The 13,593-nt window shown below is 56.0% G+C and carries 4 protein-coding genes; all 4 read left to right on the forward strand.

Going from position 1 to position 13,593, the window contains the following annotated elements; all coding sequences use genetic code 11:
• The coding region (locus EU557_RS00005; RefSeq protein WP_135528379.1) for a T9SS type A sorting domain-containing protein at positions 1 to 1,427 on the forward strand (1,427 nt) is incomplete at its 5' end.
• 908 nt (positions 1,428 to 2,335) lie between these two features.
• Positions 2,336 to 7,336 (forward strand): malectin domain-containing carbohydrate-binding protein, encoded by a 5,001-nt coding sequence (locus tag EU557_RS00010; RefSeq protein WP_167855033.1) that lies wholly within the window; start codon positions 2,336 to 2,338, stop codon positions 7,334 to 7,336.
• Positions 7,337 to 7,487: 151 nt separating this feature from the next.
• Complete coding sequence (locus EU557_RS00015) at positions 7,488 to 12,197, forward strand: malectin domain-containing carbohydrate-binding protein (protein WP_135528381.1); 4,710 nt, start codon at positions 7,488 to 7,490, stop codon at positions 12,195 to 12,197.
• 723 nt (positions 12,198 to 12,920) lie between these two features.
• Positions 12,921 to 13,589 carry an exopolysaccharide biosynthesis polyprenyl glycosylphosphotransferase gene (locus EU557_RS00020; RefSeq protein ID WP_135528382.1) on the forward strand — a complete coding sequence of 223 codons (669 nt, stop codon included), beginning with the start codon at positions 12,921 to 12,923 and terminating at the stop codon, positions 13,587 to 13,589.
• Positions 13,590 to 13,593: the final 4 nt, after the last annotated feature.

Here is a 13,593-nt window from a genome sequence, read left to right on the forward strand (position 1 = left end):
ACGACGGGATCCTGCTGCGGCCGGGCCAGACGCTGATCCAGGGGGCACAGGTGTTCAACATGGTCTACAACACGCAGCTGGTGGGCAACACGGTGGAGAACGTGGAGGCGGCGGCCAACACGGGGGCGCCGGCTTACATCGGGCTGCTGCCCTACCAGTACGGGGTGAGCCAGACGCTGGGCACGGCCGCCATTGGCGTCGAAATCCGGGATAACGTACTCCAAGGACGAGGTGGGGCCTACACACCTTCCTATGCCAATAACAACCAATTGGGCATGGAAGGCTACTATAACTTCTTCCTAGCCCAGTACATCGGTAGCATCAGCACTATCCCTATCACTCTCGGCACGATATTTCAAAACAACACGGCCCGCGACTGCTCTAATGCATACTACCTGAGCTCGGGGATTCATAACACGCTGCTGTGCTCAACCACGCTGCGCAACGTGGGTAAATTGGTAGATGATCGGAAGCTTGCGAACAGTACGCAGGCTTCCGTAAACACTGTTTCTGAATGTACCGCCCCCACCTCCGGGCCAGACAAAAGCCGACAACGGCCCGTAGCCGATCCGAAAACCAATGCCCCCATTCCGCGCAATGGCGGTGCCACCCGGGTAGTGCCGCTAACGGGCTTCGCCTATGATGGCGTCCTGACTGGGTTTACTATTACGGCGTTGCCGCTGGCTTCGCAGGGGACGTTGTATTTGGGCAGCGTGCCAGCCGCTCAGAATGCTCCGCTATCGGTTGAGCAAGGGGCTATGCTAAGCTTCGAGCCTCGCAATGGCTACACGGGTGATGCAGTATTTACTTATACCTCAGCTGATAACCAGGGTATGGTAAGTCTGGAAGCAAACTTTGTAATTCCGGTAACCAATCCGCTGCCCGTAGAGCTAACGCAGTTCACGGCAAAAGCCCGGAACGCTGATGCCGTCTTGACCTGGACGACTGCCTCAGAGCTACACAACCGCTACTTTGCCGTAGAGCGCAGCTTCGATGCTAGCCGTTTCCAACGGGTGGGAACCGTGCAGGGCGCCGGCACCACTGCTACGGGAGCCACCTATAGCTTCGTGGACGCCAATGTACCTGGCCTAGTTCAGGGCCCGGTTTACTACCGCCTCAAGCAAGTTGATTATGATAGCACCGCGACGTATAGCGCCGTGCGCGCCCTCACCTTTGCGCGGTCGGCACCGATAACCCTGAGTGTTTACCCCAACCCAACCGTTAATCAGCTTCACGTTCTGCTGCCAACTGCCGGAGCTCGCCTCACAGTATATTCGGCTACTGGCCTAGTAATACTAGACACGCGCACTGACACAACGGAAGGAGCGCTTGACGTGGAACAACTGCCCGTGGGCAGCTATTTGCTAATGGTTCAACCCGACCGCGGCGCGCAGATGCACCACCAGTTTATCAAAGAGAAGTCGTAAGAGTAAAGCAGATAGCAAGAGCCCGAAAAGGCGCGGTTAACTTATCCGCGCCTTTTCGGGCTCTTGCTATTTAACCAAAGGCAAAAGAGGCCTAATAGCGTAGCTTCAAGTATTTGCGCACCAGTCCTTACCAGTGTCTGTGTCAAGGGCTCCCAACCATTACAGTCTCATGGCATCTCAACTACAATCCTGTGCATCCCTTTATATATCAGTTACTTGTCAACATCACACCACCCAAGTCATATCGGTAAGCAGGCCTAGCAGAAGGCATTAGTGCAAGTAAACAGTAGAGGGCAAACGGCTTTTTATACTTTCCTGTCATAGTTTGACTATTGTAATATTCTATAAAAAACTAGAATTATATCTAGCAAACATCCAAGCTATTTTCTACTTTAGCCATGCAAATTCGTGGTGATGGTATGGGAGACGTATGGGGTTACCGTTGTAGGCCACACTAGGTGCGGCTAACGCAGAATTACCAGCGGCTTCCACTCAAACCATCTACTACTTCTCACTGGCTATGGCCTACTGCAAGAAGTCAAGCCAGTACCTGCCAACACTTATCTAATCATACATTATAGAAGCGGCGGACAATATGTGCTGCCCAACGAAAGCACGCTATTAAAGAACGAACCTCTACTTCAGCTACGCTCTCGTAGCTCTGACGCTACCATGTAAACGGGGTAGACAAGCCTGGTGCTACCCACGGCCAGCGGCCTAGCAGGCCCTTTTCTGACAGAACGACTCCTCACTTAAGGGCACCATAAGGTAGCTGGCTGCGGATTTGCGCCCAAAGTTCTGCCTAGCCCCCCGAGAGGCAACCTACCCACCCTCATTTATTGGTACCTATGGACCTAAACTTTTACCTAAAAGCGAGGCATTGGAGAAGCCGCTTTCTCTTGTTTATAATGCTGGCCTTTCCCTTCGGGGTTTTAAGCCCTCACTCCATTAAGGCCCAATCATCGGGCAGCAAGCCAGGAGTTGGGGGCAACGCCCAAGGGGAAAAACCGGGAAACAAAAAGGCCAAGCTTCCTCCCGAGAATCTGGGGGCAGTTATGCTGGCTAACGCGCAGTATAACTTCTCTTTTTCGAAAAGCGGGTTAAAAAACGTGAGTTTGGGCAACCCTACTTCCTTGCAATTTGGGCCCGATGGTCGGCTGTATGTATCCCAGCAAAATGGTATCATCAAGGCCTTTACCATTGTACGAGCAGGCCCCGGTGACTATACCGTTAGTGCAACCGAAACGATTGACCTGATCAACACTATTCCCAACCATAACGACGACGGCAGCCTCAATACTCAGGTTACTACGCGCCAGGTAACGGGCATTCTGGTGGTAGGCACTGCCACTAGCCCTATTCTATACGTGTCGTCGAGCGACAGCCGCATTGGCGGACCGGATGGGGACTTCAACCTTGATACGAACTCGGGCATTGTCTCGCGGCTTACCCGTACGGGCAGCACCTGGAGCAAGATGGACCTAGTGCGGGGCCTACCCCGTTCGGAGGAAAACCACTCGGTGAACGGTATGCAGCTGGATGCTACCAAAAACACCCTGTATCTAGCCGTTGGCGGGTTTACCAATGCCGGCGGACCCTCCACCAACTTCGCCTATATCAATGAGTATGCCCTATCGGCTGCTATTCTGTCTATCAATCTAACGGCTATTGATGCATTGCCCACCAAGGGCAGTGGCACCACTACTTATAAGTATGACCTGCCAACGGTAAACGACCCCACCCGAACCAATAACCCCGATGGCACCGACGTGAACGATCCATTTGGGGGAAATGATGGCCTAAACCAAGCCAAAATAGTGGCCGGTGGCCCCGTTCAGGTGTATTCGGCCGGGTACCGCAACCCCTACGATTTGGTAATTACGAAAACCCCGGGCAAAGCGCGCCGCATGTATACCATTGATAACGGGGCGAATCAGGGATGGGGGGGCTACCCGGACAAAGAAGGGTCTCCGGACGTGACCAATAAGTACTTGACTAACGAACCCGGCTCTACCGTTCCCAGCACGAATGAAGGCGTGGTAAACAACCTGGATAACCTAGAGTACATCGGCAACTTAGACACGTATATTCCGGGCAGTCACTACGGCGGCCACCCCAACCCCATTCGGGCCAACCCTGCGGGCGCGGGGCTTTACGTGCACAATGGTACCTCCGGCACGTGGCGTTCCAGTAAAACCGGCACCACCCCATTGCCGCAAGACTGGCCTCCAGTACCCCAGGCCCACCCCATTGAAGGTGACTTTCAGATGCCAGGGGTAGGCGATACGTCGCCCCTGACGTTCACCAACTCAACTAACGGCTTGGCGGAATACACGGCTTCTAACTTTAGCAACGCCCTGAAGGGTACCCTGTTGGCCTGCAGCTACGATGGCAGCATCTACAAAATCACCTTAACCGAGGATGGCACCGGCGTTACCAATCCGAAAGCTGCGGCCGACAAGGTCAATCAGGATCTGCCCTTTGCTTCCAACTTCGGCTCTATCCCGCTGGACGTAACGACGCAGGGAGATACCGACATCTTCCCGGGTACGGTGTGGGCGGCCACATACGGCTCAAACACCATCACCGTATTCGAGCCCCAAGACTTTCTGGTCTGCACTGGCCTGTACAACAGCGCCGACGACGACAATGATGGGTACACAAATGCGGATGAAATTGACAATGGCTCACAGCCCTGCTCGGCGGCAAGCGTACCGACGGATACAGACAAGGACTTGATTTCTGACCTCAATGATCCGGACGATGACAATGATGGCCTAGCCGACAACGTGGACCACTTCGGAATTGACGCAAATAATGGACTCTCTACCAGTATGCCCGTACGGTATGAGCTGCTCAATAACTACCCAGGCACTGGGTTTTACGGCGTAGGCTTTACCGGGCTGATGGTAAGCGGTACCAACGACTATTTCGATTTATACGAAGACAAAAACCTGATTCCGGGAGGTACTGCCGGCGCTTTCACGGTGGTGAATGTTTCCGCGGGCGATGCGCTGGGTGCCCTCAACAACCAGGAGAATGCCTTTCAATTTGGAGTGAAGGCGGGTGTTGCTACCGGGCCATTTACGATCAAAAGTCGCCTCCTAGGCCCCTTCTTCAACGGTCAGACGCCAGTAAACAACCAGTCGCAGGGTATTTATATCGGCAATGGCGACCAAGACAACTACTTAAAGATTGCCCTGGTTGCGAATGGGGGCCTGGGCGGCATCCAGCTAGTGTATGAAAAGGCAGGCAGCGTGGTGCTCAACACAACGTACGCCCTCCCCGCTGGTATTCCTTCTTCAACCTTGGACTTGGTGCTGGCCGTAAATCCCTCCACAGGCACAGTACAGCCCAAGTACTCAGCCAATGGTGGCTCGCTGGTTAACCTAGGCTCGCCTATTACACTGAGCGGAGCTCTGCTGACTATCCTACAAAGCAACCAAGCGCTAGCAGTAGGGCTTATTGCTACCAGCCGGGGCGCGACGCCTTTCACCGCCACTTGGGACTTTATCTACGTCACGGCAGATGAGGCCTTAACGGCGGTTTACCGGCTCAATGCGGGTGCCGATGCGCTGATGACGTCGCTGGGCTCGTTCACGGCCGATCAGTACTTCACGCCAACTCCCGGTAACAGTTACGCCAGCAGCGCCACTATTGCCGGCACCAATGACGCTGCCCTCTACCAAACCGAGCGCTACGGAACCGCAGGTAGCTTTAGCTACGCTCTGCCCGTGGCCAACGGCAGCTACCGGGTAGTGCTGCACTTTGCGGAGCTGTACTGGACCGCCGCCGGCCAGCGCGTGTTCGATGTGAGCTTGGAAGGGGCCCGCGTGCTCGACAATTACGACATCGTGAAGAAAGTAGGAGCCTTCACGGCCACCACCGAAACCTTCACCACTACCGTTGCGGACGGTACGCTCAACCTGCTATTTAGCGGCACTGCCGCCGATGGAGGCGTTGATCAACCCAAGGTGTCGGCAATTGAAGTCTACTCGAATACTCCCTCCGTTAACCGGCCGCCGGTGGTGGCTACTCCTATTCCGGATCAGGTAGCCACCATAAACACGGCATTCAGCTACGCAGTACCGGTTAGCACATTTGCCGATGCAGACCTGGATCCGCTGACGTATACGGCCACGCTCAGCACAGGCCTAGCCCTGCCCAGCTGGCTCACCTTCACGGCCAGCACGCGCACCTTCAGCGGCACGCCCCCGGCCGGCAGCCCCGCCAGCCTAACCCTGCGCGTTTCGGCCAGCGACGGCAAGGGCGGCTCCGCCCTCGACGACTTCCTGCTCACCATTACGGCGGCTACGCTGGCTCCCGTGTACCGTATCAACGCTGGGGGTGACCAACTGCCTACTTCGCTCGGGACATTCGCCGCCGACTATTATTATTCTGCTGCCACGAGCTACGTGTACACCACTACCTCCCCCATTGCCGGCACTACCGACGACGCGCTGTACCAGACGGAGCGCAGTTCTAGTACCAACCAAGGTAGCTTCACTTATGCCCTGCCCGTTCCGAATGGCACGTACCGGGTGGTGCTACACTTTGCCGAAACCTGGTGGACCGCCGCTAACCAGCGCGTGTTTGATGTGAGCCTGGAAGGGGCCCGTGTGCTCGACAATTACGACATCGTGAAGAAAGTAGGAGCCTTTACCGCTACCACCGAAACCTTCACCACTACCGTTGCGGATGGTACGCTCAACCTGCTATTTAGTGGCCTAGCGGGGGATGGCGGGATAGACCGCCCCAAAGTCTCGGCCATTGAGGTGTTTTCCACCACGGCGGTCGGGAATCGGGCCCCACTGGTTGCTACCTCCATTCCAAACCAAGGAGCCACAACGGGCACAGCTTTCACCTACACCTTTCCCGCGGCTACTTTCTGGGATGCAGACCTGGACCCGCTGACGTACACGGCCACGCTCAGCACAGGCCTAGCCCTGCCCAGCTGGCTCACCTTCACGGCCAGCACGCGCACCTTCAGCGGCACGCCCCCGGCCGGCAGCCCCGCCAGCCTGACGTTGCGCGTTTCGGCCAGCGACGGCAAGGGCGGCTCCGCCCCCGATGACTTCCTGCTCGCAATTGCCGGCTCTAACTGGACCCCGCTGCTGCGGGTGAATGCCGGGGGCAGCCAGCTAACAACGTCGATGGGCAGCTTTGCCGCCGACCAGTATTATACCGCAGCCAACAGCTACGTGTACACCACTACTTCCCCCATTGCCGGCACTACCGACGACGCACTGTACCAGACGGAACGCAGCTCCAATGTCAACCAGGGCAGTTTCACGTACTCTATGCCCGTAGCCAACGGCACGTACCGGGTGGTGCTACACTTCGCCGAGCTATACTGGTCGGGTACTGGCAAACGGATTTTCGACGTGAGCTTAGAAGGAACCCAGGTACTCGATAATTACGACATCGTGAAGAAAGTGGGCGCCTTTACCGCTACCACCGAAACCTTTACCACTAGTGTAGCCGACGGCGCACTTACGCTCTACTTCAGCGCCTTGGCTAATGATGGCGGAATAGACCGGCCCAAGGTTTCCGCCATTGAAGTGTACTCCACTGCTCCCGCTAGCGCCCGCACAAGCAGCGTAGCCACGTCTATGTTGCACACAGATGAAACCGTAACGAAGGCCGAGGGCGCAACCTCCGTCACGGTTTACCCCACCCCCACCCGCGACGGGCGCCTACACCTGCGCCTGCCCGCAACTGGGCCGGGCTTCCGCTCTTACCAACTCTACTCTGCCCTTGGCCAACAGCTGGCTACTGGCCTACTACCGGCCGCAGCCGGAGACACGGTACCACTAGACCTGAGTTCCTACTTGCGTGAGCCCGGCGTGTACATGCTGCGCCTGATAGGCCCAGGGGCGAACCTACCCCTCAAACTCGTCAAAGAGTAGGTACTCCGCCTGCGGCGCTACCAAGCCCCTGGCCTGCTAGGCCACTCAGTCTCTGGCTCAGCTATACCCATCTACAAGCTGCGTCGCAACCGCCAGGGTTGCGACGCAGCTTGTGGTTCTGCCCTAATCACCCCTACTCCTTCCATAACCTATGAAAAACGCCTTCTCCTGGCGCACTCATCCTAAGGGATTGTATCGCCCTCTGCTAGTGCTGTGGCTGCTGTTGATGCCGCTGTTGAGTCAGGCCCAAAGCGCGGGCTGGACCTTAGCGACGCCATCCAACACCCCCAAGTGGGTAGGGTTTAGCGTGATGATCAACAATAAGATGTACGTGTTTTCGGGGTTTGATAACAGCGCTGTTCACACTACCGCCAAGTGCGAAGTCTACGACCCGGCCACCAACGCGTGGGCGTACCTAGCGGACATGCCCTATCCGGTAACGCACGCTGGCATTACCGTGGATGGCACGAAGGTATATGTAGCCGGGGGCTTCTTGGGCGGGTTGGTAGGAGACCCCAATTCCGACCTGCTACAGGTGTATGACGTGCCCACTAACTCGTGGAGCCTGGGCCCCAAGCTACCGAGCCGGAGCGGCGGCAATGCGCTGGTGCGGGTAGGCCGGAAGCTACACTCCTTCGGGGGCCTGCTGGATGACCGGCAAACCGGAGCCAACGTCCATTACGTGCTAGACCTAAGCAATTTGGCCGCCGGCTGGACAACGGCGGCCCCCATGCCTGATGCTCGCTGCCACTTTGCCACGGCTCATGTGGGGGGGAAGATTTATGCCATGGGCGGGCAGGTCGGCCACGATGGGCCCTACAATGACGTGAGCTACGTGCAGGCCTACGACCCAGCGACGGATACCTGGACGCGGCTACACGATATGCCCTACATCCGCTCACACAGTGAGCCGGCCACCTTTGTGGTGGATGGCAAAGTGATGCTGGTGGGTGGCCGCAGTGGCCGCCCCAACGGCTTCGACAACGTACTCAACAACGTTACTACCTACAACCCTGCCACCGACACCTGGACTGAGCAGGCCCCGCTGCTGGATCATTTATTTGGCCCCGCCGCGGAAGCAATCGGTAATGTGCTGATTGTTTCAAATGGCGGGCTAAACCAGGCCACTAACCCCCAGACTACCACGCGCAAGCGCGACCTGCCTCGTACCCCCAACAACATCATTGGCTTTGCGCCGGGTAAGCTAACCCTAACTGCCGCGGCAGGGGCGGCGGTGAGCAAGCAGGCTTTATTATGGGCCTTCAGCGGCACCCCAGGTTATACCATTGATGTGAGTACCCTGCCTAGCTGGCTCAGCGTGAGCCCAGCGGCCGGAACCATTGACTTGCTGGGAGGCACTGAGGTTAAAGTTACTGCTTCAACGGCAGGCCTCAGTGCCGGCACCTACTCGGCTACGGTTAGGGCCAAGGCCACTGGCTACCCCGATGCCACGCTGGAGGTAGCCCTCACGGTGCTGGGGGGCAAGCCTAAACTGCTGTACCTGTACGGCAGCATTCCCCCATCCATTCATGACATGCGGTTGGCTGACACTGGCAACCAGGGCATGTCTCAATTCAACCAATTGCTAAGCGAAACAGGGTTTAGCGCAGTAGAGGCTCTTGATGCATCCGTAACGCTCGATGTCGCCACTCTCAGCACGTATAAGGTGCTTATCCTGGGATCTAACAACCGTCGGTTCAGCGCCGCCGAAAAAGCAGCCGTGGCAAGCTGGGTAAACAGCGGAGGTGGCCTACTGGCTTGGTCAGACGCGGCCTTTGGCTGGGAAAATGGCGGCCTCAACAGCACCGTGGGCGCCGCCAGCGACAATGACCTGACCGACCAGTTCGGCATGCACTTTCTGCGCGACAACGGGCTGAGCGTATTTACCCTAAATCAGTGGAGCCAGAACCACTACATCAACCGCTTCAATAAAAACGGCGGCATTACCATTGAAGCGGAAGGAGTCAGCCCCGTGCGCACCAGCGCGCCAGCTACCATATTGGCTGGCTTACCAACGGGTAAGGCCCAGCTTAATAGCTTAGACGGCCCCGTGACGGCGGCCGACGCCGCCCTGGCAATTGCGAAGGTTGGCCAAGGGCGCGTGGTGGGTTTCTTTGACCGTAATGCCTTTTGGAACGCGGGCGAGGGCACCTATTTAAGTCGGGTTGATAACCGGGTATTTGCCCAACGCATACTGCAGTGGGCGGCCGGCGCTGATGACGGCGAAACACTGGCCCCGAAAGTTGTTAACCCCATTGCCGATGTAACGGTGCAGAAAGGCAGCGCCCCCACCCAGATTCCCTTGGCTGGTGTATTTACCGACAACGGCGGTGTTAGTAACCTTCAGTTTAGCGTTGTGGGCAACTCTGACCCAAACGTAATCCGCACGTCAATTAACGGCTCTACCCTAACGCTTACCTATGAGCCTACCCTTTTAGGTGCCAGCGATATAGTGGTGCGGGCTACGGATGCCGAAGGGCTGTGGGTAGAAGATACGTTCCGGGTTATTATTAATCCTTCCAATCCCAGCACGGCTACCTACCGGCTAAATGCGGGTGGGGGTGCGTTGAGCACAGCCCTGGGCAGCTTCGCCGCCGACCAGGGCTACTCCGCCGCCACCAGCTACGTGTACACTACTACCTCCCCCATCGCCGGCACCACCGACGACGCCCTCTACCAGAGCGAGCGTAGCTCCAGCACCAACCTGGGCAGCTTCACCTACGCCCTGCCCCTGCCCAACGGCACCTACCAGGTCGTGCTGCACTTCGCCGACATCTACTGGAGCAGCCCCGGCCAGCGCGTGTTCGACGTGAGCCTGGAAGGCCAGAAGGTGCTCGACAACTACGACATCATCCGCAAGGTGGGCCCCTTCACGGCCACCACCGAGACGTTCACCACCACGGTCTCGGATGGGGTGCTGCACCTGCTGCTGAGCGCCCTGGCCAGTGAGGGTGGCGTGGACCGGCCCAAGCTCTCCGCCCTCGAAGTGTATGCCACCGCTCCCAACAGCAATCAGGCCCCGGTGGCTAATGCAGGCCCCGACCAGAGCCTGCGTTTGCCCGCTACTAGCACGAGCCTTGCTGGCTCAGGCACGGACCCAGACGGCTCAATCAGCGCCTACCGCTGGAGCCAAGTTAGCGGGCCAAACACAGCCAGCTTCAGCAGCCTGACCGCCCCTTCACCTACCGTTAGTGGCCTAGTAGCTGGTAGCTATGTCTTTAGTTTGGTAGTTACAGACAATCAGCAAGCCAGTAGCGCGGCTGATTTGGTCACGGTCTCGGTAATTTCTGACGCTAACACAGCCCTTTACCGTCTCAACAGCGGAGGCGGGCAATTAACTACGTCGCTGGGCACTTTTGCCTCCGACCAGTATTATGGCTCGAGCAACACCTATACTGTCACCACCCCTATTGCGGGCACTACCGACGATGCGTTGTACCAGACCGAGCGCTACGGCAACAATGGCCTACTAACGTATGCTTTACCCGTAACCAACGGCACCTACCGGGTGGTGCTACACTTTGCTGAAAACTGGTGGACCGCCGTAGGCCAGCGCGTCTTCGACGTGAGTATGGAGGGCGCGAAGGTGCTTGATAACTTCGACATCTTCCGCAAGGTCGGGCTCAATACAGCCACTACTGAAACGTTCACCGCCACGGTTGCTGACGGCACCCTAAACATCTTGCTTAGCTCATTAAGCAGCGACGGCGGAGTAGATCAGCCGAAGGTGGCGGCAATTGAGGTTCTGTCGGCCGGAACCAACCAAGCCCCGGTGGCTAATGCAGGCCCCGACCAGAGCCTGCGTTTGCCCGCTACTAGCACGAGCCTTACTGGCTCGGGCTCGGACCCAGACGGCTTAGTCAGCGCTTACCGTTGGAGCCAGGTTAGCGGGCCAAACACGGCCAGCTTCAGCAGCCTGACCGCAGCTACGCCCACCGTTAGTGGCTTAGCGGTTGGCACATATGTTTTTAGCCTAGTAGTCACCGATAATCAACAGACTCCTAGTACCGCCGACCAAGTTACGGTCTCGGTAATTTCTGGCACGGGAGGAACAGTAGTATACCGGCTAAATGCGGGTGGGGGTGCGTTGAGCACAGCCCTGGGCAGCTTCGCCGCCGACCAGGGCTACTCCGCCGCCACCAGCTACGTGTACACTACTACCTCCCCCATCGCCGGCACCACCGACGACGCCCTCTACCAGAGCGAGCGTAGCTCCAGCACCAACCTGGGCAGCTTCACCTACGCCCTGCCCCTGCCCAACGGCACCTACCAGGTCGTGCTGCACTTCGCCGACATCTACTGGAGCAGCCCCGGCCAGCGCGTGTTCGACGTGAGCCTGGAAGGCCAGAAGGTGCTCGACAACTACGACATCATCCGCAAGGTGGGCCCCTTCACGGCCACCACCGAGACGTTCACCACCACGGTCTCGGATGGGGTGCTGCACCTGCTGCTGAGCGCCCTGGCCAGTGAGGGTGGCGTGGACCGGCCCAAGCTCTCCGCCCTCGAAGTGTATGCCACCGCTCCCAACAGTAACCAGGCACTGAAGGTTAGTTCGGCTACAGCGGAGCAGCACCTGGCCGCCAAGGTTGATAAGAACGAAGCGCTTCAGGTAGAGCTATATCCCAACCCAACCCAAGATGGACGGCTGTGGCTACGCGTACCGCCGACGGTGGGCCCGCTCTCGTATCAGCTTTACTCAGCCTTAGGCCAGCGCCTAACTCAAGGCTCTCTGACGGCCGGGTCGGCGTCTCAGACTACCTTACCTCTGGAGCTAGGCCAGTACCTCACTCAGCCTGGCGTATATATGCTCCATCTATTAGGCCCTAGTTTGCACCGCCAGCTAAAGGTGGTTAAACAGTGATTCTAGCTCACGAGTAGCTACTCTAGCTAACAGCCCGGCAATAGCTGGTAAAGAAACCAACCCTGTTACCTAGGTAAGTTGAGAGGTCAACTAGAAGAATCTGACTAAAACGCCTTTGTTCGCTAGAACGAATGCCAATCTGATCAGGCAAAAGCATAGAAATAGCCCAATGCACTGACTAATAAGACATTTCGGCTAAAACATGAATCTTTGTATATATATTCAAAAAACTTTAACTTTATTTTGATTAGTTATGAATGAGCTATACTTTAGGTGCAAAGAAGCTAGTGAGTGCTCTTCTTATTCATTTGATAATATGGCGTTTGCGAAAACATATAGATAACGCCATATTTTATTAATCCAAATCAAGAAAGAAAATGCACGTAGGGAAAGAAAACATTGTGCTAGTTCCGGGAACAAACTGCTAAGCAGCACCTCCCCAACGAACTACCCGTGTTACAGCGTCTGAATAACTGCTACTCCAACGGACTGGAGCTTACCAGCAGAACGCCGAGCTACTTAACTGCCCATCCCTTAGCAAGCCTGCCCCCCCACCCAGGCGTTGCATTACTCAAGCTCTAACTGAGCTTACTGGCGAAGCGCTGCCACATTTTTAACTCACACTGTATCAAGTGGAGTTTACTAGTGTGTCGCAGCAGCAACTATTCATCATGCGGAAAATAATTCAGTTCCGGATAAATAGCTTCTTAAGCTACTACAACTATGCACGTAGAAACTTTAAACAAAGGAACTATGTCACAGCATTTTTTACCAACGCACGTTGATAATATTGTACTTGGTGCCTTTATTAGAAAAAGGGCTTTTGACTTCCTGTTTTCCTTATGCGTAACCGTATTATTTCTAAGCTGGTTTATTCCTCTGATTGCAATAATTATCAAGCTAGATTCTAGAGGGCCAATATTTTTTAAACAGCTACGAACCGGAAAGCATAACAAGCCCTTTTACTGCCTGAAATTTAGAAGCATGCGCCTTAATGCGGATGCCGACCACAAACAAGCAACCAAAGGCGACGCTCGAATCACAAAATTCGGGGCCTTTATGCGCAAAACAAACATTGATGAATTACCACAATTTATCAATGTGCTCCGAGGCGAGATGTCAGTGGTAGGCCCTAGGCCACATATGCTAAAGCACACTGAAGACTACTCTCGCCTGATCGATAATTTTATGGTTCGGCATTTGGTAGCTCCTGGCATAACAGGCTGGGCCCAGGTAACAGGTTACCGCGGCGAAACCAAAGAAACTGAAGCCATGGAAAAACGCGTCAACACCGATATTTGGTATATCAAAAACTGGTCGTTCATGCTCGACCTGAAAATTGTTCTACTAACAGTAAAACAGACATTCAAAGGAAATGAGAATGCTTATTAATGTA

The sequence above is a fragment of the Hymenobacter wooponensis genome, assembly GCF_004745865.1.
GTDB lineage: Bacteria > Bacteroidota > Bacteroidia > Cytophagales > Hymenobacteraceae > Hymenobacter > Hymenobacter wooponensis.

Excerpts from the sequence above, each read along its gene's own strand:
- EU557_RS00010 (WP_167855033.1), top strand. The coding sequence starts at position 2,336 with ATGCTGGCCTTTCCCTTCGGGGTTTTAAGCCCTCACTCCATTAAGGCC.
- EU557_RS00015 (WP_135528381.1), top strand. The coding sequence starts at position 7,488 with ATGAAAAACGCCTTCTCCTGGCGCACTCATCCTAAGGGATTGTATCGC.
- EU557_RS00020 (WP_135528382.1), top strand. The coding sequence starts at position 12,921 with ATGCACGTAGAAACTTTAAACAAAGGAACTATGTCACAGCATTTTTTA.